Source organism: Kribbella sp. NBC_00889 (assembly GCF_045207705.1).
Taxonomy (GTDB): domain Bacteria; phylum Actinomycetota; class Actinomycetes; order Propionibacteriales; family Kribbellaceae; genus Kribbella.
In genome coordinates, this window is record NZ_CP108783.1 from 4,830,562 (window position 1) to 4,854,648 (window position 24,087).

Sequence of the window (24,087 nt, forward strand, 5' to 3'; positions counted from 1 at the left end):
GGACATCACAGTCCGAGCTGCCCCAGCCGGACGCTGATCCGCGGGTCCGTGGACACCACCGGGGACCCGGACCGGACCCACGGATCGCCACCGAAGTAGGTCTCGAAGATCTTCTCGGCCGTCCGCGTCGCCAGCGCCTGCGAGGTCAGCGTCGGATTCGGGCCGCCCAGGCCGTTGGACAGCGCGGAGTTGTCCGCGATGAACAGCCGCTTCACCGCCCGGGTCTCGCCGCGCGGATCGAGGACCGAGTTGTGCTCGGACGCCCCCATCCGCATCGACGACTGGACGTGCAGGATCAGCGGAGCCCAGTCGATCCGGTAGACCTTCTTCGCGCCGGCACCGCGCAGCAGCTCGGCCGCCTTGCGGGCCATGAACTCGCGGTTGCGCAGCGTCCGCGCGGTGCGCTGCCGCTGCTTGAAGGTGACCTTCGGGATCGGCCCGTTCTCGTCGGCCGGCAACGCCGACAGCGTGACCCGGTTCTGCGCCTCGACGTCGTCGTCGGTGATCACCAGCACGCTCAGCAGCCGGTCCAGCCCGTGCGACAGGACCTCCTTCAGCTCCGGCCCCATCACCCGGCCGGCCGGTCCGTCCCACGGTCCGGTGCGGCCGCGACCGTTCGTGTACTGGCCACGGATCCCGCTGTCCGACAGCGTGCCCGCGAACGCCATCAGCGCCGGCGGCAGGCCGACGTTCTCCAGGCCGCCGTACGGCGGGTAGTCGAGCCGGGCACTCGAGCCGACGCCTTTCGGGTTGCCGGTGTAGTCGTCGAAGACGCCGAACACCCAGTCGAAGAAGTGGTCGGTGTAGCCGCGGCCGACCCAGCCGTTGGGGTTCGGCAGACCGCTGTTCAACCAGAGCCGCGGGTTCTCGGTGCAGCCGCCGGACATCACCACGACCTTGGCGTCCTCGCGATGCTCGGACCCACCGGACCGCCACGTCACCCCGGACGCCGTCAGTACGCCGTGCCGCCGCTCGGTGTGGACCTGGGTGACGAAGGCGTCGGCGATCAGCTCGACCGGCTTGCCGCCCTTCGACCACACCTCCGCGGTCAGCGCCATCGGCACGTAGCTGTTGTCGGTCGACCGCTTGGCGAACTGGTTGCGCGGGGCACCGTTCGGCCGCATGCAGCCCTGGAAGCAGTAGCCGCAGAACGTGCACCCGGTGGCCCTCGGATAGACCAGCAGGTCCTTGTCCGACGTCTTCCCGGCCGTCCCGCCCGGCTGCAGGATCGCGTTCTCCTGCGGCCGGTACGCCGGGCGATGCGTGGTCTTGGTGGTCTGCACCGGCAGCCCGAGTGTCTCGGCACCGCGGAAGAACGTCTGCTCCTTGTGCCCCATCGCCGCCGTCATCACCGGCATGGTGGCCTCGACCCACTCGAAGTACGGCACCAGTTCGCCGTACGTGAAGGGGAACCGGTGGTCGACGTCGTACCCGGTGCGGTCCGGGCCGTCGTACCCCTCGAAGACGCCCGGGTACGCGCGCGGGTAGTTGCCGTAGAAGTGCTGCGTGGTGCCGCCGACGCCGGACAGCTGCCAGACGAAGGAGTTCTGCGGCCACTCCCGGTACCAGGCCGGCTTCTCCCGGTCGGACGGGCCCCAGCGCAGATAGCCGGTGAGCGGGTTGTTCGCGTCGTCCTCGAACGTCGTCCACTCCTCGCGCGGCTTCGCGTGCCGCGGGCCTGCCTCGAGCAGCAGGACGTCGAGGCCCTGCGCGGCCAGCTCCTTGGCCACCACCGGGCCACCGCCGCCGGCTCCGATCACGATGACGTCGCGCATCAGTCGCTCACCTTCTGACGGCCCTGGTAGTAACCGATGAAGTCGTCCCAGCCCTCGACCGGGCCCTGCGGCTGGTAGCCGGTCTGGCTCCAGCCGACCGGCCGCTCCCGCAGCGTGCGGCTCACCTTGTCGTAGACGGCCGATTCGCCGTACGCGCCGAAGGTGGCGAACTCGATCAGCGCGCCGCCGACGAACTTCAGCAGCCCGGACACCGACGCCTTCAGCGGCTCCGGGAACTGCACGTCGAGCAGGGCGACCAGATCCGCGTCGGTCTGCTCGATCAACTCGAACGCCGCCGCCTTCTCGGCGTACGAGAGGCGGGCGAACGGCGACAGATGCGGACCGTTCACGGCGAGCGGGTTCACCTGGGTCGCCATCAGGTTCAGCAGGCCGGCGATCGGGAACGACAGCGGCAGCGCCTCGTCGCTCTCCAGGTACTCCGCCAGGGCGCGATCGAGCCGGCGGAGCTGGACCGGGAGCACCTCCAGACCCGGCAGCTCGATGCCCGAGTCGGCAAGGCCCGTCACCAGGGCGGCGCCGACCGGCTGCGCGATCGCGTCCGGGAACGGGACGAAGTTGTCCAGCGAATTGATGATGAAGTCGGTTGCGCCGGCCTCGATCGCCCCCGGTGTCGGGCTCGGGGTGCCCTGGGTCCGTGAGTACGGGTCCCGGCCGGGCATCGCGAAGACGGTGAGCCCGTTCAGCGTGTCCCGGGCCAGCTCCGCCAGCACCGGCCGGATCAGGTCCACGGCGGGTGGCAGCAACGAGTTCGTCGCCGCGGCCGCGAGTTACTCCTGGTTTCTCCACCTCGATCTCCACCCGTGGACGGTCCGCGAGAGGACCGTGGCCGCCTACCGTCCGTGACATGTCCTTCGGAACGTTGCCCAACGCTCTCGTCGTGGTCGCGATCGCGGTCGTCGTGATCGCCCGCCGGCTGTCCTGGTCGGAGCTGGAGAACTCCGACGCCGATGTCTGGCGCGGCCCGGTGTTGATGATCGGCGTCGGGATCTACCAGATGTACGACAAGCACCTCCACCTCGGTGTGGCCGACGTGGTTCTGCTGGTCACCGGGGCCGGCGTCGCACTGATGGCGGGCGTCGCCACGGGGCGGGTCGCCCAGGTCCAGCGGCGCGCGGGAAAGGTGTTCTTCAGGCTCGGCGCGCCCGGACTCGGCATCATGGTGGCCTATCTGGTCGTCCGGCTCGGCCTGGCGGGACTCGGGCACCTGATCGGTGCCACGGTCACGTCCGGCGGCGGTTCGCTGCTCCTCACCCTGGGCGCGAATCTGCTCACCCAGTCGTTGGTCATCCAGAGCAAGGCCCACACCGACGCGGAGGAGTACACCAGCACGTGAATGCGAAGGCGAGGCTGGCGGCGGTCCTGCCGGCGCGGCCGCACGGCGAGAGCGGCTGGGTCGGCCGGGTGCTCACCACTGGCGTCGTGATCGCCGTGCTGGCGACCGCGCGGCCCGACGATCACCGGGTCTGGATCGTGCTCAGCGCCGGACTGGCCCTGTTCATGGCCGGCACCGCCCTGATGGCGACGCGGAAGCACGTCGCCCTCGGACTGCTGACCGCGGTCGCGGTGATCGGCGCCGCGACCGCCGGAGTGGACGATTCCAACGCCCTGGCGCTGGTCCTGGTCGCGGTCTCCGACATCGCGGTGATGCAGTTCCTCCGGGACGGCGTGGTCCGCGGAAACCGCCCGATCGTTGCCGCGACCATCTGTACGGCGGCCGCCTACGCGGTCTCGGCCTGGTGGTTCGGCCACCCGGACAGCTGGTTCTTCAGTCAACTGCTGTGGACCGCCGTCCTGATCGCGTTCGGCCTCAACCGCCGTCAGTACGAGGTCCAGGCCCGGCAAACAGAGCAACTGCTCGAACAGAGTCGGCTGGCCCGGAGCGAACACGCCCGCGCAGCGGCCCTGGAGGAACGCGGCCGCATCGCTCGCGACCTGCACGACGTCCTGGCGCACTCGCTCGGCGCACTCAGTGTCCAGCTCGATGTGGCAGAGGCATTGCTGGAGGAACGTGGTGACACCGCCGGTGCACTCGACCGCATCCGCCGTTCGCGGCGTCTCGCCGTACAGGGGCTGGCCGAGGCGCGCAACGCGGTGGCGGCGCTGCGGGCCGACGAGGTACCGGAGCTCTCGCACGCGATCGCCGTGCTGGCGGAGCAGCACGAGAACGACCACGGCACCGCGGTCCGGCTCACGGTGCTGGGCGAGTCGCAGCGATCGGAGTCCGGCGTGACCGTGGCCTTGCTCGGCGCCGCCAGGGAGGCGCTGACGAATGCGGCGAAGCATGCGCCGGGCAGGCGGTCGACGTCGAACTGGCGTACGGCGACGGCGTCCGGCTGTCGGTGCGTAACAAGGGAGCGACGAGTGGCGAAGGATTCGGCCTGACCGGGATGCGGGAGCGGCTGGCCCTGGTCGGTGGCACGCTGACAGCAGGTCCGGACGGGGACGACTGGCTGGTGGTCGCGGAGGTAGGCGATGAGTGACGTCATCCGGGTCGTGGTGGCCGACGACCAGCAGGTCGTGCGCGAGGGACTCGTCGCCCTGCTCGAACTGCTCGACGACATCGAGGTGACCGGCGCGGCCGCGAATGGCGCCGAAGCCGTCGATCTGGTTGCTCAGGGCAACGTCGATGTCGTGCTGATGGATCTGCGGATGCCGGTCCTGGACGGGGTCCAGGCGACCGCCCGGATCACGGCCGGCTTCCCGGACGTCGCCGTACTGGTGCTGACGACGTACGCCGACGACGCGTCGATCGCGACCGCGCTGCGGGCCGGGGCGCGGGGCTACCTGACCAAGGACGCCGGCCGGGCGGAGATCGGTGCGGCGCTGCGGTCGACCGCGGCCGGGCAGTCGACGTTCGATCCCGAGGTGTCGCGGCGGTTGATCGCCGGCCTGACGCCGGGTGCGCCGGCCAAGGACGCCGCCGGACTGACGTCGCGGGAGACCGAGGTACTGCGACTGATCGCGGGCGGACTGAGCAATCCGGAGATCGCGAAGCAACTGTTCATCAGCGAGGCGACTGTGAAGACCCACATCAACAACACCTTCGCCAAGATCGGCGCCCGGCACCGTGCCGAAGCCGTCCGCTACGCGTACCGCAACGGGATCGCAGGAGACTAGATCCGGATCTCGGCGACGACCGGGCGGTGGTCGCTGCCGGTGGAGCTCATCACCCAGGCCTTGGTCGGGGTGACGCCGCGCACCATGATGTGGTCGATCCGCGCCATCGGGAACTTGGCCGGCCAGGTGAAGCCGAACCCGTAGCCGGCCGCGCCCTGGGCCGAGCGCAGTCCGGTGGTCAACGGAGCCAGGCTGCGGTCGTTCGCCGTACCGTTGAAGTCGCCCATCACGATCACCCCGGCGAGCTTCTCGTCCGAGATCTGCCGGCCGAGCGCCTTGATCGTGTCGTTGCGCTGGCCGGAGGTGAAGCCGCTGGTGCCGACCCGCACGGAGGCGAGGTGGGCGACGTACACCGCCACCTTGCCCTGCGGGGTGCTCACCTCGGCGCGCAGCGCGCGGGTCCACTTGAAGCCGACGTCGACCGACTCGCTCTGCGCCACCGGGAACTTCGACCAGAGCCCGACGGTGTCGCGGGCCACCTGGTACGGGTACGTCTTGGCGAACGCCGCCTTGTAGACCTTCATGTCCGCCGCGGTGACCTCCTCGAGGGCGATCACGTCCGCGTCGGCGGTGAGCAGATCCTGCGCCGTCGCCTTCGGGTTCGGGTTGTCCGCATCGACGTTGTGCGACAGGACGCGGACGTCGTAGGCACCGCCACCCTTGCCGGGGATCAGCAGGTTGCCGAACATCAGGCCCCACACCACCGCGGGTACCAGCAACGCGACACCGGCGATAGCGGAACGTCGTACCAGGGCCGCGATTCCGAGGATGGGTATGGCGACGCCCACCCAGGGCAGGAAGGTGTCGAGCAGGCTGCCGAGGTTGCCGACCGAGTTCGGCACCCAGCGATGGAAGAGCAGCGGAAGGGCGGACAGTACCGCGAGGACGGCGATGAACCAGCCACGACGCCACTTGCCGTTCTTCCGGCGTCCACGGCTATTGGCCCGCGACGGCGGTTTCGGTGCTGCGACAGCGGTCTGGCGGTCCGGCATGCAGCGATTGTTGCGGACACACGGTCCGGACCAAAGCCCGCCACAGGGTCCGGCGTGGCTTTTCATCCCTAGGAAGGACCGGTCCGGACCGAAATGATTAGCATTTTGTGAGGACGGTGGTGCGAAGGGCTGAGAGCCCTGACAATGCGACTATGCCGTCTGTGCAGACCGCCGAGCCGTTCGTCGTCAAGCGTCGCGGACTCGGGACGACGAAGACTGTCCTGTACCTCGGCACGGTGCTGTTCGCGCTGATGGTGCTGCTCACCGTGCTCTGCGTAGTCGTGCAGCTGGTCAGGGGCGAACCGGTCCGCAAACCCCTCGAGGCCATCTGGCTGTCCTTCGGCGGAACGCCGCTGATCTTCGCGGTCGGCCTTCCGGTGCTGCTTCTGGTCGGTGCCGTGACAACGATCGAGGAGCGGCGCGAGGCCGACTCCGACGACGTACTGCTGTCGATCGACGCTGCCGGGATCCACCTGGGCGGTGAGCAACGCCGCATGATCGCCTGGCCCGACGTACACGGTGTCTGCCGGGTGGAACGGCACGAGGTGAACGCCGAAGGCGACGAGGTCTGGGAACCGTACCTCGTCGTGCTGGTGCACGACGAAACCTCGCTCGCCCGGAGTTCGAGAAGCTGGGGTCCGTCCTGCCGATGGCCCGGAACCGTCGAGATCCTCGGCCGGCCCCTCCCCTACGACGACCTCGTCGCAGCCGTCGCCCGGTACGCCCCCGACGTCACCGTCACCGACCGCGGCCGCGCCCTCGACTGATCCCGGCCCCGGTCTCGGACTCACGAGTTCCTCCTACCTCCCCGCCCTGAGCGAAGCGAAGGGCGGGGAGCTTCTCAGCCCTTCGGGCTCAGGAGTTTCTCCAGGTCGGTGAGGACGTCCATGGCGCCGAGCGGGCCGAGGCCGAGGAACCAGACTTCGTCGTCGACGCGGGCTACGTGACCGTCCTTCACCGCGGGCAGCGCCTTCCAGAGGTTGCCGTTGACAACGGTGTTCTCGGCGGTGGTGTCCGGCTTGCCGTAGCTGGAGTAGAAGATCCAGTCACCGGCCGCCTGCGAGATGTTCTCCTGCGACACCTCCACCGCGAGGTCCTGTACGTCCTGGATCTTCGGCCGCGGCAGCCCGACGTCCTTCAGGATCACGCCGATGAACGACAGGTTGCCGTACAGCCGGATCTCGGCCGGCCGGAACCGGACCAGCGAGATCGTCGGCGAACCGTCCACCTTCGACTTCACCTCGTCGGCGCGCTTCTGGTAGTCGTTCAGGATCCCGGTGGCCTTGTCCTCCTCGCCGACCGCGTCCGCGACCAGCAGGAAGTTCTCCTTCCACGGGAACCCGGGCCGGATGCTCATCACCGTCGGCGCGATCGCGTTCAGCTTGTCGTACAGGTCGTTAGCGCGCAGCTTGCTGCCGAGGATCAGGTCCGGCTTCAGCGCCGCGATCGCCTCCAGGTTCAGCTCGCTGATCCCGCCGACGGTCTTGATCCCCTGCGCCTTGTCCGCGAGGTACGACGGTACGCCGGCCTGCCCCGCGGTCGTCGCCATCCCGACCGGGGTGATGCCGAGCGCCAGTACGTCGTCCAGCTCACCGCTGTCCAGTACGACGACCCGCTCAGGCTTCTTGTCCAGCTTCGCCTCGCCGAGCGCGTGCTTCACCGTCCGCGGGAAGACGCCCGGCTGCGCGTCCGAACCGAGCTTGGCGGTGTCCTCGTCGGCGGTCTTGAACAGCCGTCCGCCGGTCGCGACGTCGGTGTCACCGACCCCGGTGTCGGCACCCCCGGTGTCGGTGCCACCACCACACCCGGCCAGCACCAGCAGAGCTGCCGCAACGACTACCACGATGCGCGTCTTCACGGACATTGAGACTACAACAACTTTGGTTAGGCAGTCCTAACCAGGTCCATTTGTTGGGCGGCCGGCAACTCCACCGTCACCTCGCCGTCGGGCCACGCGATCCGGTATGTACCGCGCTGCGCCGCGAGCACGGACACGGCCGTCAGCCGACCACCGCTCCAACTGACATCGAAGCTCAGACCACCCCGAGCCCGCAGGCCGCGGAACGATCCATCCGGCCAGTCCGCAGGCAGCGCCGGCAGCAGCCGAATCGTGTCGGTGTGACTCTGGATCAACAGCTCGGGGATGCAACCGGTCATGCCGAAGTTGGCGTCGATCTGGAAGATGTCGCCGTCGCGGTGCAACAGGTTGTCCGAAACCAGTCGACTCAGATAGTCACGGATCACCTCCGCCGCCTTCTCCGGGTCGAACAACCGCGCCCACAGGGCGACCAGCCACGCGGCCGTCCAGCCACCGTTGGTCGCACCCGCAGTCCGCAATTCCAGCGAAGCACGAGCGGCCGCGGCCAGTTCCGGCGTACGTGTCGGGTCGATCTCCGCGCCCGGGTAGAGCCCGTAGAGATGCGATTGATGGCGGTGGTCGGGCTCGGACGGTGGCCAGTCGGTCGGCCATTCGAACAGCCGCCCGTCAGGCGTGATCCGCACCGCCGGCAGACGGTCTCGTGCGGCCGCGGCTCGTACGGCGAGCTCCGAGCTGAGCCCGAGTACCCCCTCGGCCTCGTGCAGGTTCGCGAACAGCTCGCGGATCAGCCAGATGTCGTACGTCGAGGTGAGGTCGACGGACGCGTTCTCGCCGGACGGAAGGACGAAGTGGTGCTCGGGCGCGGTCGACGGGATGAACTGCAGCCGGCCGTCGCCGTCCTCGACCAGCATCGACAGGACGAACTCGGCCGCACCCGCGATCAGCGGATACGCGCGGTCGCGGAGGAAGCCGAGATCCTGCTGGAAGCGGTAATGCTCCATCAGATGCGCGGTCAGCCAGACGCCACAGGTCGCACACATCGACCACACCGGGTCGTCGCCACCTTCACCGACCGGCCAGGTCGCACGCCAGATGTCCGCGTTGTGGTGCGACACCCAGCCCGGCGCGTCGTACAGGATTCTCGCTGTCTGCGCGCCCGACGTCGCCAGGCCCTCCAGCAGGTCGGTGAGTGGGTCGAAGCACTCCCCCAGGCCGGTCAGATCCGCCGGCCAGTAGTTCATCTGGGTGTTGATGTTGTTGGTCCAGTCGCTCGCCCACATCGGCCGGCGGTCGGTGTTCCAGATGCCTTGCAGGTTGGCGGCCTGGGTCCCGGGCCGGGACGACGCCATCAGGAGATACCGGCCGAAGCCGAACATCAACGCGACCAGGTCCGGATCGTTGCCCCCGGCAGCCACCGCCTTGATCCGCTCGTCGGTCGGCAGTTCGCCAGGCTCACCCAGGACCAGCTCGGCGCGGTCGTACAACGCGACGTGGTCCTCGACGTGCCGCCCACGAAGCTTGTCCAAGGCAACCGCGTCCAGTACGCCGATCGCCTCGCGCAGCGCCACCAGCGGATCCCGGCCGGGCGGCACCGACCAGCCGGCGAACGTACTTGCCGCCGACAACAACACCGTCACACTGTCGGCACCGCGAACAGCGACACCCGCGTCGGTCACATCCACGGCACCGCCTAGGCTGTCCACGCGTAGGGCGACGCCGAAGCCGACGCCGTGACCGTCGCGGTACCGGATCGGGTCCGGACTCTGCCGGTACTCGATCGTCAGATCCGAGGGCGCATGGCCGACGACACCATAGGTGCCGTCGGCGACTTCCACGCGTACCGGATGCTCACTCTCCAGGCTCAGGTCGAGGTCGATCGCACCCGGCCGGTCGGCCGTGATCGTCCACACCATCACCTGGTCCGGCGTCGACACGTACGTCTCCCGCCGGAACCGCACGCCGTCGACCATGTAGTCGACGGCGGCGATCCCGGTCCGGAGATCCAGACTCCGTCGGTAGTCCTGTGGTTCTCCGGGCGCTTCGATCAGCAGGTCGGCGAGCGGCTGGTACGACTCCACCAACGGACCCTGCAACGCCCGGGTCCGCTCAGTCGCGGCCAGCCGATCACCGTCCTCCAGCAACAACCGTCGTACGTCGGCCAGCACCTCGGGACCGTCCGCCACCGTCAGCTCGCGCGGGCCGTCGCCGGACCACACGTCGTCCAGGTTGAGGGCGATCCGCTCCACACCGACCCGGCCGAACACCTTGGCACCGAGGTGACCATTGCCCAGCGGCAACGCCTCGAACCAGTCCGGCGCGGGGGTGCGGAACCACAGTTCGTGGGACATGAAGGGCTACTTGCTCCCGGACTTGTACTTGTCGTACGCCTGCTGCTGGATCTCCAGGTACCGGGTCATGCCGGTGCTGTCCAGACCCTTCACGTAGGCATCCCAGTCGGTGTCGATGTTCTTCGAACCGGTGATGAACGCCAACTGGTTCTGGTTCACGTAGGTGCTGAGGTTGGTCTGCAGGGTCGCAGTCTCACCGCTCAGGCTGGGGTCCGGCCAGACCGAGGTCTGCGGGAACCACTGCGCCTTGTCCTCGTGACCCTCGTACTGCTTGGTTGCCTCGAACAACCGCCGCTCGAGGCCGGCACCGGTGTAGATGTCCTTCGGAACCACCTGCGCGTTCCGGTAGGCCAGCGTGTTGTTGTACTGCCCCAGCGCGCCCCAGCTGATGTTCTTCGGAGCGTTCTGGACCGGGTTGTACAGCGGCTTGGTGCTCGCCTCGAGCGCGATCTCACCGGTCTTCGGCTTGTTCCAGCCGACACCCTCCGGACCCATGTTGGAGATCATCTGGCCCTCGTCGGTGAAGATGTAGTCGAGCATCTTGACCGCTGCGACCTGCGCCTCCTTGCTGGCCTTGTTGGTCAGCATGAAGGTGTAACCGGTCGAGGTCGGGTGGTTGTAGCCCGTGTAGCTCTTGCCCTCAGGACCGGTCAGCGGCGGCACCGAGTCGTACTGCTTGTCCCGGCCGTCCTTGGAGTCGAGCTGCACGAAGATGCCCGGCCACAGCACCGGCACCGATCCGAGCACGACCGCCTTCGGGTTGTTGCCCTGCGCCTGCAGCGCCTGCGCGTTCTGGGTGAACGCGGCCTGGTCGATCAGGCCTTCCTTGTAGAGGGAGGCGATGTACTTCAGGCCTTCCTTCCACTGCGGGCTGCTGACCGGAGTCACGACCTTGTCGCCGTTCAGGGTGAGCAGCGAGCGCTGACCGTTGTTGGCACCGACCGGGTCATACGCGAACGCGTTCATCAGGTACGCGATCAGGCTGCTGTCCTGGACGTCGGTGGTCATCGGGATCTCGTCGGCCTTGCCGTTGCCGTTCGGGTCCTGGGTCTTGAACGCCTGCAGCACCTTGCGCAGGTCCTCGGTCGTCTTCGGCGGCTGCAGATTGAGCTTCTTCAGCCAGGTGCTGTTGATCCACAGTTTGTCCGGGTAGGTGCAGTGGAAGCAGTCCGCCCACTGCGGCAGCGCGTAGATGTGACCGTCCGGCGCGGTCGACATCTCCTTGTACTCCTTGTTGGAGTCCAGCACCTTCTGGATGTTCGGCGCGTTCTCCTTGATCAGGTCCTCGAGCGGGACCGCGACACCCTGCTGACCGAGCTTCAGCACCTCGGCCTGGGTGAACGCGTCCACCCACGGGATCAGGAAGAAGAGGTCCGGGTAGTCGCCGCTGGCGAGTGAGATCTGCCGCTTCTCCTTGGCCGGACCCGCGTCGTACGTCGTGGTCTGCCAACGGAACTGGATCTTGAACTTGTCGCTCATGATCTTGGTGACCTGGTTGGTGTCCAGGTTGGTGCTGGAGTCGGACGGGGTGAACGTGTCGATGATGACCTTGCCGTCGGCCGAGGTCTCGTTCGCTGCACCACCCTTGTCCTTGTCCGAGCTGCACGCCGCCAGGGCGAGCACACCGGCCGCGGCCAGCGCGACGACCTTGCTCACGGATGAGCGCATTGCTGTGTTCCCTTCTGAAGTGGGCCCATTCAGCCCTGAATGGACCCGTTAGCCCTTGACCGCGCCGACCATCACGCCCTTGGTGAAGTGGCGGGCGACGAACGGGTAGATGATCAGTACGGGCAGGCTCGAGATGACGATGAGCGCGTACTTGAGAACGTTGGCCAACTGCTGCTGTTCGAGCTGCTGGGCCAAGCTGGTGGTCGTGGTCGAACCGGTCATCGTGTTCAGGATGAGCACGTTCCGCAGCACGATCTGGAGCGGATACAGGCCCGGGTCCTTGAGGTAGACCAGTGCGTCGAAGTAGCTGTTCCACTGGAAGATCGCGTACATCAGCGCGATCACCGCGATCACCGGTTTGGACAGCGGCAGCACGATCGACCAGAGGAACCTCAGGTCACTGGCCCCGTCGATGGTGGCCGCTTCGTACAGCTCGTCCGGGATCGTGCTCCGGAAGAACGTGCGCGCGATGATCACCTGCCAGACCCCGATCGCGCTCGGGATCACCATCGCCCATCGGGTGTTCAGCATGCCCAGGTCCTGCACCACCAGGTACGTCGGAATCAGGCCGCCGGAGAACAGCATGGTGAAGATCAGCAGACTCATGATCACGTTGCGGCCGAAGAACGTCCGGCGCGACAACGGGTAGGCGATCGCGATGGTCAGCGTGACGCTGATCAGGGTGCCGCCGATCGCGTAGATGAAGGAGTTCAGGTAGCCCTTCATGATCAGGGGATCGCTGAAGGCCTCTTTGTACGCACGGATGCTGGGCTCGACCGGCCACAGCAGGACCCGGCCGGCACTCACCGCGGACGCGCTGCTGAACGAGTTCGCGACAATGTAGATCAACGGCACCGCGACGATGATCAGCGCGATCCAGAGCATGATCTTCACGCCGATCAGGAAGATCCGGTCGGTCTTGGTCTCCTCGATCGCGGTGCGCTCCGACCGCCCGGACGCCGTACGCCGGAATCCCTGCAACGTGACGCTCATGACCAGAGTCCGTTCCCTGTGATGCGCTTGGCGACGAAGTTCACGCCGAGCAGGAGGAAGAGGTTGACCACCGAGTTGAACAGCCCGATCGCGGTGGCCATGCTGAAGTCGGCGTTCAGCAGTCCGGTCTTGTAGACGTAGGTGGCGATGATCTCGGACTGTGCGGTGTTCAGCGGGTTCTGCAGCAGGAAGGCCTTCTCGAACCCGATCGACATGATGTTGCCGACACCGAGCACCAGGATGATCACCGCGGTCGGCATGATCCCCGGCAGGTCGACGTGCCGGATCCGCTGCAGTCGGCTGGCGCCGTCGATCCGGGCCGACTCGTGCAGCGCGGGATCGATCCCGGACAGCGCGGCCAGATAGATGACGGCCGAGTAGCCGGTGGTCTGCCAGACGTCGGACCAGACGTAGATGTGGCGGAAGTAGTCCGGCTTGCCGAGGAAGTCGATCTGCGGGACCCCGAACAGGCCGATCGCGTCGTTGACGAATCCGAGCCGCGGCGACAGCACCAGGATCGTCATCGAGACGACCACCACGGTGGAGATGAAGTACGGCGCGTAGGTGACCAGCTGGACGGTCTTCTTGAACCGGCCGTTGCGGATCTCGTTCAGCGCGACCGCCAGGATGATCGGGATCGGGAAGCTCGCGAGCACGGTGTAGGCGGCCAGGATGAAGGTGTTCTTCACCAGCGTCCAGAACACCGGGTTCTGGAAGAACAGCTCGAAGTTCTTGAAGCCGACCCAGTCGCTGCCCCACGGGCCCTTGATCGGGCTGTAGTTCTTGAACGCGATCACGCCGTTCGCGATCGGGATGTACTTGAAGATGACGAAGTACGCGAGCGGTACGACGATCAGCAGATAGAGCTGCCAGTGCCGGCGCAGGCTGCGGCGGGCCGCGGTCCGCCGGCTCGGGCGAGGCGGCGGGGTGCGTTTCACCGCCTCGGTCCTGGCCGGTGCCGCCGGCGCCGGCTTCACCTCGAAGGTTGCGCTCACTCCGCATCCTTTCCGTCACGCTCTGGGGTGGAACCGATATCCGATAGGATCTCGGGTTTCGCTATCCCGGAGAATGACACAGAACCCCCGGCAGCGGAAGACTTCTGCACCGGGTCGATACCGGACCTTGACCGATGCGCTCAGATCGCTTGCCTACAAGGGTTCCCTCGTGTTGCTGAGAGCAACGACCCTCGGCGAACGCCGAACGATCCACTGGCATCGCCAGTGGATCCGGGCGGACAGCGGTCCCGGCAGAAGTCGCTCTGAGCCAGCGGCTTCGGTCCGGACCAGAATTTATTTCTCCTGTGAACTATGTCGCAGTCAACCCGCCGTAACCCGCCCATGTCAAGACCTGACCGAGCAGTTGCCGCTCGAGCATCGCTTGCCGCGCGCTGAGCGAGGCAGTAGGGACCCGAGGGGTTGCGATAGTGCGGGCATGGAACTCGTGGTGCGGGGTGAGCTGGTCGAGGTCGACGGGACCGTGGTGGGAGTGGCCCGGATGCGGTGGTGGGACGAGGCGGACGGGACTCGGCTGTATCTGCTGACCGGATCGGTGGAACCGGCGTGGCAGAGGCAGGGAATCGGGCGGCGTCTGCTGGCTTGGCAGGAGGACCGCGCCCGGGAGCATGCGGCGGCTGACGCCGGGATCGGTACGCCGATGTTCGGCGGGAATCCGGAGTCGGAGCGGCAGTTGGCGTTGCTCGAAGCGGCCGGGTATCGGGTCGCCTTCACCAGGGTCCGGATGACGATGCCACTCCACGCGCCCACAGAAGTCGCCTTACCGGCCGGGGTCGAGCTACGGCCGGCGTCGGCGGCCGATCTTCGAGGCGAACGCCGACGTGTTCGGGCGGAGCTCGCTCGGGTACGTCCAGGACACCTTCGAGGAGTTCGAGACCGATGTGGCCGAGGACTTCCCGGAGTACGCGCTGTGGACGCTGGCCTGGGACGGCGATCGCCTCGCCGGATGGGTGGTCAGCGGCGTCGACGACACGCCCTGGGTCGGAGTCCGCCCCGACTGGCGCCGACGCGGCTTGGCGTCCGCACTGCTGCGCGCCAACCACGCCGGCCTCTGGCAGTACGGCGTACGCACGGCATCCCTGTGGACGATCCTGGAGAACCCAACCGGCAGCGTCGCCCTCTACGAAAGCCTCGGCTACCGGACCGTGGAGCGGCAGCCGAGGTATCGCAAACCGTTCTAGTCCACGATCGAGCCGCAGCTGAGGTTGAGGACAGCGCCGGTCATCGGGCCGGCGTGGTCGGAGGCGGCGAAGGCCGCTGTCCGCGCAACCTCGGCCTTGCGCGGGAGCCGCCTGAGGGCGGTGCGCTCGAGCAGGTGGTCGAGACCGTCCTCCGGGATATCCCACTCCGGGTGTGTGTCCGGGGTGAAGTTCGGCCGCAGCGCCACCACGCGTACGCCGTACTTGCCGACCTCGCCGGCCATGGACCGGGTCAGGCACTCGATCGAAGCGCAGGCCAGGCTGAACCCGCCCATCTCGAACCCGGACTCCCGCGCGGCCGACGAGGACAGCAGGATGATCACGCCGGAGCGCTGCACGATCATCCGGCGGGCGACCGCCGTCGACGTGACGAAGTTGGTCCGGGCCGCGTCCTGGACCGGGCGGACGAAGTCCTCGACGTCCATGTCGACCAGCGGGATGTCCTGCTTCACCCGGATGCTGACGCCGTTGAAGACGACGTCGATCGGACCCTCGATCGACGCCACGTGATCGTTCACCGCCCGTACGTCGTACGCGTCCAGCACCGTGACCGAACCGACCGCCGCACCGATGTCCGCGGCGACCTTCTCCAGGTTGGCGAGGGTACGGCCGGCCAGGTGGACGGTGGCTCCTTCGGTGGCGAACGCCCGCGCGACCGCGCCACCCATCGCGCCGCCGGCGCCGTACACGATCGCGACCTTGTTCTCGAGCAGCATGGCTGTTCCTTCCGGTAGGACTGACTGTCTACCGGGGGACGAAGCCGACAGGCCGTTCTCGACATCCCTGACACCGAAAAACCTGACCCGACCATCACGGGGGAACGGCCGGGCCAGGCATTACTGATGGTACTCCTCAACACCACTCTGAGGCGGGAAATTGAGCGGCGGACTCGCCGCCGGTGCCCTACCCTGAGCCCATGCAACGTAGCTCCTGAAAGCGCACCACCGCCGCTGTTCCGGGCCACTGCCGGTAGGCCGCCGTAGTGCGTCACGTCAAGCGTTTGACCTAATCGAGTCGCGCCTTGTCATGCCCGCACACGCTTTCGGGAGCTACCCGCGATGTCTCACCCTGTGTTCCGGTCCGCCGACCCCGTTCGGACCTACTACGCCTACAACGCCGCCTGGGCGTTCTTCGGCGCGCTGACCTCCACGCTCAGCATGGTGTACTACGTCCGCGAAGCCGGACTGAACCCACTCCAGATGGTCCTGGTCGGGACCACGCTGGAACTGGCCTGCTTCCTCTTCGAGATCCCGACCGGCATCGTCGCCGACCTGTACAGCAGACGACTGTCGATCATCATCGGCGTCGCGTTGATCGGCGCCGGCTACGTGCTCCAAGGCCTGGTGCCGGCCTTCCTCGCGATCCTCGCCGCCCAGGTGCTCTGGGGCCTCGGTTACACCTTCACCTCCGGCGCCGACCAGGCCTGGATCACCGACGAGATCGGCACCGACCGGGTCGGCTCGGTCATGGTCCGCAGCCAGCAGGTGAGCCTGGCCGCCACGATCGCCGGCATCGTGTCCGCGGGTGCGCTCGGCCTGATCAGCCTGCCGCTCCCCCTCGTCCTGTCCGGCGCCGGGATGATCCTGGTCGCGCTGGTCCTGGCGGCGTTCATGCGCGAGGCCAACTTCCACCGGACTCCGGCCGCGGAACGGGAGACCTTCCGGGAGATGGCCGACACCTTCAAGCACGGTCTTTCGGTCGCCCGGCGGCGTCCCGTCGTCCGGACGCTGGTCCTGATCAGCCTCATCTCCGGCCTGTCGAGCGAGGCATTCGACCGGCTGTGGTCGGTGAAGATCCTGAACTTCAGCTTCCCGACGGTCTTCGGTACGTCGGACCCGGCGTTCTGGTTCGCCGTGCTCGCGCTGGTCGGGACGCTGCTGTCGCTGATCAGTTCGCTGGGGTTGAACAAGCTGTCTCCCGAGCGGGTCGGTGCCTCGCATCCGAACGGCGTACTCGCGCTGCTCAGCCTCCTGCAGGTGGTCGGCGTCATCTCGTTCGCGCTGCTCGACCACCTCTGGCTGGCGCTGGCCGCGATGTGGCTGCGGACGATCGCCGACACCCTCGCGTGGCCTATCGAGTCGGCCTGGCTGAACCGCCACGTCGACTCCCGGTCGCGGGCGACGGTGATCTCGATGGTGTCCCAGGCGAACGCGATCGGTCAGGTCGCCGGCGGCCCGCCGCTCGGCGCCCTGGCGGGCCGGTCCGGCCTCCGTGCCGCCCTGCTCACCTCCGGGCTGATCCTGACGCCGATCCCGGCCCTCTTCCTACGCCTGCGCGAGGTACGCCGTCCGGAGGAGGCGGACGCCCAGCACTCACCAACCACACGCCCCTGAGCGGCTCACCGCTCAGCGGAAGCCGTCGGGCCGCCGTCGGTCGAGGTTGGTGAGTGGTGGCGGTCCGGTCAGTCGTCGATCCGGACCTTCACCTCGACCTGGCGCCGGTCGTACGACGACTTGATCAGGCTGGCGACCGTGGTCACGAACAGGGTGCCGGCGATGAAGCCGAGCGAGGTGAGGATGCCGATGTGCGGCAGGTGGATCGCGCCGATGTCGTCGATGCGCGAGCCGTGCAGCGCCTCGATGATCAGCTTCACACCGATGAAGGCGAGGATCACCGACAGGCCGACGTTCAGGTAGATGATCCGCTCCAGCAGGCCACCGATCAGGAAGTACAGCTGACGCAGGCCCATCAGAGCGAACGCGTTGGCGGTCAGCACGATGTAGGCGTCCTGGGTGAGCCCGAAGATCGCCGGGATCGAGTCGAGCGCGAAGATCACGTTCGCCATCCCGATCGCGGAGATCACGATCACCAGCGGCGTCAGCATTCGCCGGCCGTCGACGCGGGTGGTCAGGTTGGAGCCGTCGTAGTCGTGCGACAGCGGCAGGATCCGCCGCAGCCCGCGCAGTACGACGTTCTCCTGGAAGTCGGTCTCGTCGTTCTCACCCTCCAGCGCCAGCCGGATCGCGGTGTAGACCAGGAACGCGCCGAAGATGTAGAACACCCAGCTGGCCGCGGAGATCGCGGCCGCGCCGGCCAGGATGAAGATCGCCCGCAGCAGCATCGAGACCACGATGCCGATGTAGAGCACCTTGTCCTGGGCGAGGCTCGGTACGGCGAACCGGGCCATGATGATGACGAAGACGAACAGGTTGTCGACACTCAGGCTGTACTCGGTGATGTAGCCCGCCACGAACTCGCCGCCGGTCTGGCCCGGACTGAACACGAACAGGCCGACCGCGAACAGCGCGGCCAGGCCGACGTAGAACAGCACCCATCGGGTCGCGTCCTTGATCGTCACCGTGTGATTGCGACGCGCGATCACGATCAGGTCGAAGGCGACGATCGCCAGCAACCCGATGATGGTGAAGACCCAGACAGCAGGGGACATGACAGAGACCATGACTAACCTCCGGACGACGGCACACAGCTTGGTCCGGAGGTCTCTTCCGCCCGGAACTCCGGGCCGGCAGCACCGGTTCGGCCGCCCAGGCCTCCCGTGATGACGACGCTGCCGCTTCGGGCGCACTGGGGGCGGCGCCCGAGAGGAATACTCCCCTCCACAAACACACCGATCCTATCCGGTACCGATGCATCACACCGTGCACCAGGTCACAATCAGCGCGTTCGCCAGGATCGTATACCGCATACAGACTCCAGTGCCAGGGGTTGAAGCATTCGACTCCGATCGAATACCTACCCCTGGTTCCGGGCAAAAAGTTTCCGTTTCGACCTGAGCTCTGGGAGATTCCCCCTGAGCAGAGTACAAAGTTTCTGTAGGTCTTACCGCCCCTAGACCTGGAGGAATCTGTCATGGCCGGACTCAACGGCGAAGTCTCATGGTTCTGTTGCGGCAACGCATGGGGACCCTGCGCGAGCACCGGACGAGGTGCTTGCGGAACCTGCCACTCGGGCAACTTCCAGCACGCGTGGCCGAACGCCTCGGACGCCTGTTTCGCGATCACCCACCCCGACACCTGCGGAGTCACCGGGATGTCCCGGCGGACCTGCGGGTTCCGCCACTCCACGACCAACCTGTGCAACGGATCACGGGTGGTCACGTCGATCGCGGACTGCGGTCCGCAGACCGACCTGTTCTGCGGTGAGCGTGCCTGCTGCGGCGGCAAGTGCGCCTCCAACAGGATCGTCGACCTGACTCCGGCCGCGTTCTCCGCGATCGCGAGCCTGAGCGCCGGCCTGATCCCCTGCACGATCAACGTCGGCTGAGAGGTGAGCTGAGATGACCACAACGATGGACCGCAGGTCCCTGCTCACCCGCGCCGCGCTCGGCGCCACCGGCCTGGTCGCCGCCAGCGCCATGGGCTCACTCGCCCCCGAGACCGCGTTCGCCGCGGCCACGCAGTACCCCGAACCCGGACAGCCGGACCCCAACTTCGCCGAAGGCCTGATCATCGGCCGGAACCAGGATCTCCTGCAGGTACAGGGATCCGACGGCCGGCTGCACCGGATCCAGCTGACCGGAGTCACGAGCGTCTGGAAGCTCCGGCCCACCACGCTCGACCAGGTCCGGGTCGGCGACGGCCTGTACGCCCGCGGCGTCCTGATGCCGGACGGCACCCTGGCTGCCGAGTCGGTCTGGGTGAACATCGTCAACCTGACCGTCAGCATCACCTCGATCGGGCGGTCCGCGCTGCAACTCGAGCACCACGGCCAGAAGGTCGTGGGGCATCTGCAGCCCGGGCTCACCGCGGCCGTCTACAACGGCACGCCCGCGGTATCGGATCTGTCGATGCTCAAGGTCGGCCGACATGCCCAGGTGATCGGTGCCTGGCGACCGGGCACCAACGAGATCGACATCGCCACCGTCTACGCCTCGAACTGACCGGGAGGGCCGTGATGTTCGCACATCAGGTGGCGGCTGCCCAGCCGCTACTCATCGGATTGCTCCTGCTCTGGTCGTCGTACGGCAAAGTCGCCGGGCGGGACAGCGCGGAGCAAGCACGACGGACTGCCTTGCCCCGGTTGGTCGGCGAGACGCGCGCGGCACCGGCGTACCGCGCGGTCGGTGCGATCGAGGCCGTGATCGCATTGGCCTTGTTGTTGCCGCCGGCATGGACTGTCGAGACGGTGGCGGCTGTGGCGCTGGCGGCAGGGTTCACCGGGTACTTGATCTACGCCAAGATCGTGGTTCCGGATGCGTCCTGTGGGTGCATCGGCTCGTCGGCCAAACCCGTTGGCCGGCGCACGATCGGGCGCGCGGCGTTGCTGCTGGCAACGGCTTTGGTGGCGACGGCTGCAGGTGATGGGTGGTGGTCGGTCGGCTCCGTCGCGGTTGTGGCGGTGCTGGTGCTGGAGGCTGCCGCGTTCGTCATGTTGTCGGCCGAACTGGATCGGTACTGGCTGCTTCCGCTGCGTCGGCTGCGGGTGGAGATCACCCATCCACTCGCCGGCACCGCGACCAACGACATACCGCTCGCCGCTACTCAGCGACGGCTGTTACTCAGTCCGGCATACCGTGCGGTCAACGGGCTGCTGCGATCCGACATCCACGACTACTGGGACGACGAGGACTGGCGGTTCGTCAGCTACACCGCCAGGTACGACGGCCGCCCGGCGACCGCCGTCTTCGCCGTACCGCATCGCGACAACACACCGGAATCGGTCCGGGTCGCCGTCGTCGACGACACGTCGGGTCAGACCCTGTACCGACCGACCCTGCTGGCCACCGCCTAGGAGACTGTTCTCAAGCCCTCTTCTCCGACAGTGCTCGGTTGTGATGGTACTGTCACAGCGACTAGGCTGTGACAGTACCATCACACGAGAGAGGCGCTGAGATGGCGATCGGGCAGATGCACGACCTCGGTGCGGCCGTTCGAGCCGAGCGACGGCGGCGGCAGCTGTCGCAGGCTGCCCTGGCGGCGCAGGCCGGAGTCTCGCGCGAATGGCTCAGCCGCCTGGAGAACGGAGCCCCTCGGCTGGAAGCGGACAAGGTCATCAGCGTCCTGCGGATCCTTGGTTTCAGCCTCCTCGCGCAGGACGAGCAGCCGACCCAGTCGGACATCGCGAAGGCGCAGAAGGTCGCCTGGACGATGGCCCTGGAAGCTCAGCCGCTCACGGATGACGGCTTCCAGCGCGTGCTGCGCAAGATCGTCGCGCATCGGATCGGTCGCTCCGCCGCGTGACGAAGCTCGGCGGCTCGGAGGACGGCCAGACGCCGGTCGACGCCGACGATGCTCAGCACCTGACCGAGGAGTTCTCGTGGATCCGAACCCGGGACGAGCTGAACGAGGCTGAGGCGTCGAACATCACCGACGGGCTGCTCTGGCTTGGCGATCAGGCCCTCGAGCCGAGGGATCTGCTCAACCACACCTTCCTTCGTGAGGCTCACCGCCGGATGTTCGGTGATGTGTGGACATGGGCGGGACGGCTTCGTCAGCGCGACACCACCATCGGCCTTCCACCTGCGCGCATTCAGGAGGAGTTGCAGGTCCTGCTCGGCGATGCCGGATTCTGGATCGAACAAGGAACCTTCGGTTCGTCGGAGACCTGCGTTCGATTTCACCATCGGCTTGTGTTCATCCATCCGTTCGTGAAAGGCAACGGCCGGCATGCCCGACTCGTCGCGAGCGCACTCGCGGATTCCCTGGGCCTCGGTCCGGACCATCTCACCTGGGGCGCGCGCAGCGGCCTCCCGGCAGGCGAGGCCCGCCGCAACCATCTCGATGCTCTGCGTGCTGCGGACGGCGGAGACTACGCAGCTCTCCTCACAAACGCTGTCAGCTGAAGGTTGGGCGACCGAAGTTGGCGTAGGTGGGGGTGGGGTGGGTGAGGGCTTGGAGGGCGAGGGTGAGGCGGCGGGTCATGGAGGGGCGGAGGTTGGGGGTGGCTTCGGAGAGGGTGAGGAAGTGGTGGCTGCGGACCTCGGTGGGGTCTGGGGTGAGTGCGGACAGGTGGTGGTCGTCGAGGGTGCCGCCGTCGAAGACGAAGGCAAGCGCGTCGGTCCAGACGCCGAGGACCGGGACCCAGTCGACGACGAGGAGACGGCCGATCTCCAGGTCCAGGCCGATCTCCTCCTTGACCTCGCGACAGCAGGCGTCGTACGGCGATTCGTCGTACTCGGCGATGCCGCCGGGGATGTCGAGGGTCGGTTTGTAGGTCGGTTCGAGGAAGAGGATGCGGCCGGCCTCGTCGCGGATCAGTGCGCCGCCGGCCACGGTTTTCCGCGGCAACCGCGCCGCGATTCCGGGGTTGAACTCCTTCTCCGGTTCACCTTCGGCGGCCAGGTCGTCCTGTCGGTTCACGGGTCTAGTGTCCAGTACAGACTTCAAGCAGGAGGAGGAGACATGCTCCGGGGACGTTCGCCGAAGGGTCATTGGTTCGGGACGGTGATCGACGCGCCGGATCCGCAGGCGCTCGGGTTGTTCTACCACGCGGTGCTCGGCTGGGAGATCCACAAGAACGAGCCGAGCGAGTTCACCCTGGCCGTGCCGGGAAACTCCGAGACCTACCTGGCCTTCCAGTCCCAGACGTCGGCCGAGTGGGTCCGCCCGACCTGGCCGGCCGAGGACGGCAAACAGCACATGATGATGCACCTCGACATCGAGGTCGGCGATCTCGAGGAGGCCGTCGCGCATGCCCTGGAGCTCGGTGCCACCCTGGCCGAATTCCAGCCACAGAAGGACGTTCGCGTCCTGCTCGACCCGGCCGGCCATCCGTTCTGTCTCTACTCCGACGGCTGACCGAGCTCGCGGGTCATCCAGATCAGGTCGCCGCGTTCCGGGTCCTCGGTGACCCGGTCGCTGCGGTGGAAACCGAGCTTCTCGAGCACCCGGAACGACGGCGCGTTCCACTCCCGCACGGTGGCCCACAACCGCCGCCGCCCGGTGGCTTCGGCCGCCTCGACGACCGCTCGACCCGCCTCGGTGGCGTAGCCGTGACCGTGCGCCCGCCGGGCCAGCTCGTAGGCGATCTCGGGCTCGTCGAACGACCCCTGCCCCACCGTCAGCCCGCAGTACCCGACGAACTCGCCGGTGTCGCGCCGCTCGATCGGCAGCAACCCCAGGCCGGGCTCGGTGCCCAGCGGGTTCGCCACCAGCCACCCGCGCATCTCCTCGACCGTCGGCCGTCCGTCGGCGTCGATCCGGCGTACCGCTCGTTGATCGCGCTCGGTCCACAGTCCGCGGTGCTCCTCGGCGTCCGACGGCTTCCATCGCCGGAGTCGCAGGCGCTCGGTCACCAGTTCGGCCGGGAAGTCGCTGTACGTCGTCATGCTGCGAGCTGTCCTTTGACGTAGGCGAGCTTGTCGGGGTTCAGGACGGCGCGGATGGTGCTGATCCGGTCGTGGCGGATTTCCGGGACAAGTATGACGGTGAGCTCGCCGGACTCGTGGACCAGGATCGCGGGCTCGCCGTTGATCTCGCCCACGGCAACGGTCGCGGCCAGCGCCCGTTGGGTCTTCCCAAGGCCGGTCAGGTAATGAGCGGCTTCGAGGCGGCCGAAGATCGGATGGCGGGCAGCGGTTGCCTTACCGCCGCCGTCAGCCCAGACCGACGCGTCCTCGGTCAGGATCTGCTCCAGCCCGGCCACGTCGCCCTCGACGGTTGCGGCCAGGAAGCGCTCCACCAGCTTCACCCCGTCCGCGGGACTCGCGGAGAACCGGCGCCGCGCGTCGCCGACCCGGGCCAGCGCGCGGTGGTAGAGCTGCCGGGCGTTGGCCTCGTCGATCCCGAGTACCTCGCCGATGTCACGATGCGAGTAGTCGAACGCCTCCCGCAGGACGAACACGGCCCGCTCCGGCGGCGTCAGCTTCTCCAGCAGCACCAGGAAGCCCATGGTCATGGTGTCCCGGCGTTCCGCCAGCTCCAGGGGGTCATTGCCCGTGGCAACAGGCTCCGGCAGCCATGGGCCGACGTACCGCTCCCGCCGGGACCGGGCCGACGTCAGCCGGTTGATGCACAGGTTGGTGACGGCCGTGGTCAGCCAGGCGGCCGGCGTACTGACACCCTCGGCCGACCGCCAGCGCAGGTACGCGTCCTGCACGACGTCCTCGGCCTCACTCGCCTCACCGATGATCCGGTAGGCGATGCCGAACAACCGGGGTCGCTGTGACTCGAACTCGGCCAGGCCATCCATGACCTCGATTGTGCCGGTCGGCATCAGTTCCCCGGGAAGGGGATGAGTCCGC

The 24,087-nt window shown here is 67.5% G+C and carries 25 protein-coding genes and 1 pseudogene; 13 read left to right on the plus strand and 13 right to left on the minus strand.

Features of this window, described 5'->3' with window-relative positions:
• Nucleotides 1-5: 5 nt before the first annotated feature.
• Nucleotides 6-1,775 (minus strand): GMC oxidoreductase, encoded by a 1,770-nt coding sequence (locus OG817_RS23340; RefSeq protein ID WP_406046783.1) that lies wholly within the window; start codon nt 1,773-1,775, stop codon nt 6-8.
• Complete coding sequence (locus OG817_RS23345) at nt 1,775-2,524, minus strand: hypothetical protein (RefSeq protein WP_406046784.1); 750 nt, start codon at nt 2,522-2,524, stop codon at nt 1,775-1,777. The genes OG817_RS23340 and OG817_RS23345 overlap by 1 nt, the downstream gene beginning before the upstream one ends.
• A 116-nt stretch (nt 2,525-2,640) precedes the next feature.
• Here OG817_RS23345 and OG817_RS23350 point away from each other — a divergent pair, with 116 nt between their 5' ends.
• From OG817_RS23350 to OG817_RS23360, 3 genes are all read left to right on the plus strand, one after another.
• Complete coding sequence (locus OG817_RS23350) at nt 2,641-3,129, plus strand: hypothetical protein (RefSeq protein ID WP_406046785.1); 489 nt, start codon at nt 2,641-2,643, stop codon at nt 3,127-3,129.
• Nucleotides 3,126-4,178, plus strand: coding sequence for a sensor histidine kinase (locus OG817_RS23355; protein ID WP_406046786.1), 1,053 nt, complete (start codon nt 3,126-3,128; stop codon nt 4,176-4,178). The genes OG817_RS23350 and OG817_RS23355 overlap by 4 nt, the downstream gene beginning before the upstream one ends.
• 90 nt (nt 4,179-4,268) lie before the next feature.
• Nucleotides 4,269-4,913: a response regulator gene (locus tag OG817_RS23360; protein ID WP_406046787.1), complete on the plus strand. Its 645-nt coding sequence runs from the start codon at nt 4,269-4,271 to the stop codon at nt 4,911-4,913.
• Here the strand turns inward: OG817_RS23360 and OG817_RS23365 are convergent.
• Nucleotides 4,910-5,905, minus strand: a complete 996-nt coding sequence (locus OG817_RS23365) for an endonuclease/exonuclease/phosphatase family protein (protein WP_406046788.1) — start codon at nt 5,903-5,905, stop codon at nt 4,910-4,912. The genes OG817_RS23360 and OG817_RS23365 overlap by 4 nt on opposite strands.
• Before the next feature lie 152 nt (nt 5,906-6,057).
• Between OG817_RS23365 and OG817_RS23370 the strand changes: the two genes are divergently transcribed.
• Entirely contained in the window at nt 6,058-6,672 is a 615-nt protein-coding gene (locus OG817_RS23370; RefSeq protein WP_396394813.1) for a hypothetical protein, read from the plus strand.
• Nucleotides 6,673-6,746: 74 nt separating this feature from the next.
• Here OG817_RS23370 and OG817_RS23375 read toward each other — a convergent pair whose 3' ends face one another.
• From OG817_RS23375 to OG817_RS23395, 5 genes are read right to left on the minus strand one after another with little or no spacing between them, the layout of a single operon-like run.
• Nucleotides 6,747-7,763 carry an ABC transporter substrate-binding protein gene (locus OG817_RS23375; RefSeq protein WP_406046789.1) on the minus strand — a complete coding sequence of 339 codons (1,017 nt, stop codon included), beginning with the start codon at nt 7,761-7,763 and terminating at the stop codon, nt 6,747-6,749.
• 26 nt (nt 7,764-7,789) lie between these two features.
• On the minus strand, nt 7,790-10,072 hold the full coding sequence (locus OG817_RS23380; protein ID WP_406046790.1) for a glycosyl hydrolase family 95 catalytic domain-containing protein: 2,283 nt from the start codon (nt 10,070-10,072) through the stop codon (nt 7,790-7,792).
• Nucleotides 10,073-10,078: 6 nt separating this feature from the next.
• Entirely contained in the window at nt 10,079-11,740 is a 1,662-nt protein-coding gene (locus OG817_RS23385) for an ABC transporter substrate-binding protein (RefSeq protein WP_396394817.1), read from the minus strand.
• 48 nt (nt 11,741-11,788) lie between these two features.
• Nucleotides 11,789-12,733, minus strand: coding sequence for a carbohydrate ABC transporter permease (locus OG817_RS23390; RefSeq protein ID WP_396394818.1), 945 nt, complete (start codon nt 12,731-12,733; stop codon nt 11,789-11,791).
• On the minus strand, nt 12,730-13,728 hold the full coding sequence (locus OG817_RS23395; protein WP_406046791.1) for an ABC transporter permease: 999 nt from the start codon (nt 13,726-13,728) through the stop codon (nt 12,730-12,732). Before OG817_RS23395 ends, OG817_RS23390 begins: the two co-directional genes overlap by 4 nt.
• A gap of 436 nt (nt 13,729-14,164) precedes the next feature.
• On the opposite strand from OG817_RS23395, the pseudogene OG817_RS23400 reads away from it, so the two are divergent.
• A pseudogene (locus OG817_RS23400) lies at nt 14,165-14,347 on the plus strand (GNAT family N-acetyltransferase); the annotation flags it as partial.
• Between the two features lie 220 nt (nt 14,348-14,567).
• Nucleotides 14,568-14,927, plus strand: a complete 360-nt coding sequence (locus tag OG817_RS23405; RefSeq protein ID WP_406046792.1) for a GNAT family N-acetyltransferase — start codon at nt 14,568-14,570, stop codon at nt 14,925-14,927.
• On the opposite strand, the gene OG817_RS23410 is transcribed toward OG817_RS23405, so the two are convergent.
• On the minus strand, nt 14,924-15,661 hold the full coding sequence (locus OG817_RS23410) for an SDR family NAD(P)-dependent oxidoreductase (protein WP_406046793.1): 738 nt from the start codon (nt 15,659-15,661) through the stop codon (nt 14,924-14,926). The genes OG817_RS23405 and OG817_RS23410 overlap by 4 nt on opposite strands.
• 342 nt (nt 15,662-16,003) lie before the next feature.
• Between OG817_RS23410 and OG817_RS23415 the strand changes: the two genes are divergently transcribed.
• Nucleotides 16,004-17,278: an MFS transporter gene (locus tag OG817_RS23415; protein ID WP_406046794.1), complete on the plus strand. Its 1,275-nt coding sequence runs from the start codon at nt 16,004-16,006 to the stop codon at nt 17,276-17,278.
• A gap of 68 nt (nt 17,279-17,346) precedes the next feature.
• Here OG817_RS23415 and OG817_RS23420 read toward each other — a convergent pair whose 3' ends face one another.
• Nucleotides 17,347-18,333 carry a TerC/Alx family metal homeostasis membrane protein gene (locus tag OG817_RS23420; RefSeq protein ID WP_396394823.1) on the minus strand — a complete coding sequence of 329 codons (987 nt, stop codon included), beginning with the start codon at nt 18,331-18,333 and terminating at the stop codon, nt 17,347-17,349.
• A gap of 602 nt (nt 18,334-18,935) precedes the next feature.
• Here OG817_RS23420 and OG817_RS23425 point away from each other — a divergent pair.
• The 5 genes from OG817_RS23425 to OG817_RS23445 all read left to right on the plus strand — a co-directional run bounded on the left by OG817_RS23425 (nt 18,936) and on the right by OG817_RS23445 (nt 21,687).
• Nucleotides 18,936-19,169, plus strand: coding sequence for a hypothetical protein (locus OG817_RS23425; protein ID WP_406046795.1), 234 nt, complete (start codon nt 18,936-18,938; stop codon nt 19,167-19,169).
• A 13-nt stretch (nt 19,170-19,182) separates the two neighbouring features.
• Nucleotides 19,183-19,785, plus strand: a complete 603-nt coding sequence (locus OG817_RS23430; RefSeq protein ID WP_393391285.1) for a cell wall protein — start codon at nt 19,183-19,185, stop codon at nt 19,783-19,785.
• A gap of 14 nt (nt 19,786-19,799) precedes the next feature.
• Complete coding sequence (locus tag OG817_RS23435; protein ID WP_406046796.1) at nt 19,800-20,636, plus strand: MauE/DoxX family redox-associated membrane protein; 837 nt, start codon at nt 19,800-19,802, stop codon at nt 20,634-20,636.
• Nucleotides 20,637-20,737: 101 nt separating this feature from the next.
• The gene (locus OG817_RS23440; RefSeq protein ID WP_406046797.1) at nt 20,738-21,085 is read left to right on the plus strand and encodes a helix-turn-helix domain-containing protein; all 348 of its coding nucleotides are present in this window, start codon (nt 20,738-20,740) and stop codon (nt 21,083-21,085) included.
• Nucleotides 21,082-21,687, plus strand: a complete 606-nt coding sequence (locus OG817_RS23445; RefSeq protein ID WP_406046798.1) for a mobile mystery protein B — start codon at nt 21,082-21,084, stop codon at nt 21,685-21,687. Before OG817_RS23440 ends, OG817_RS23445 begins: the two co-directional genes overlap by 4 nt.
• On the opposite strand, the gene OG817_RS23450 is transcribed toward OG817_RS23445, so the two are convergent.
• Nucleotides 21,680-22,204, minus strand: a complete 525-nt coding sequence (locus OG817_RS23450; protein ID WP_406046799.1) for an NUDIX domain-containing protein — start codon at nt 22,202-22,204, stop codon at nt 21,680-21,682. The genes OG817_RS23445 and OG817_RS23450 overlap by 8 nt on opposite strands.
• Nucleotides 22,205-22,246: 42 nt before the next feature.
• Between OG817_RS23450 and OG817_RS23455 the strand changes: the two genes are divergently transcribed.
• A complete protein-coding gene (locus OG817_RS23455) occupies nt 22,247-22,642 on the plus strand; it encodes a VOC family protein (RefSeq protein WP_396394831.1) in 396 nt (131 codons plus the stop codon).
• Here the strand turns inward: OG817_RS23455 and OG817_RS23460 are convergent.
• A complete protein-coding gene (locus OG817_RS23460) occupies nt 22,627-23,172 on the minus strand; it encodes a GNAT family N-acetyltransferase (RefSeq protein WP_406046800.1) in 546 nt (181 codons plus the stop codon). The two genes, OG817_RS23455 and OG817_RS23460, sit on opposite strands and share 16 nt — an antisense overlap.
• Nucleotides 23,169-24,035 (minus strand): RNA polymerase sigma factor SigJ, encoded by an 867-nt coding sequence (gene sigJ / locus OG817_RS23465; protein ID WP_406046801.1) that lies wholly within the window; start codon nt 24,033-24,035, stop codon nt 23,169-23,171. Before sigJ ends, OG817_RS23460 begins: the two co-directional genes overlap by 4 nt.
• Nucleotides 24,036-24,087: the final 52 nt, after the last annotated feature.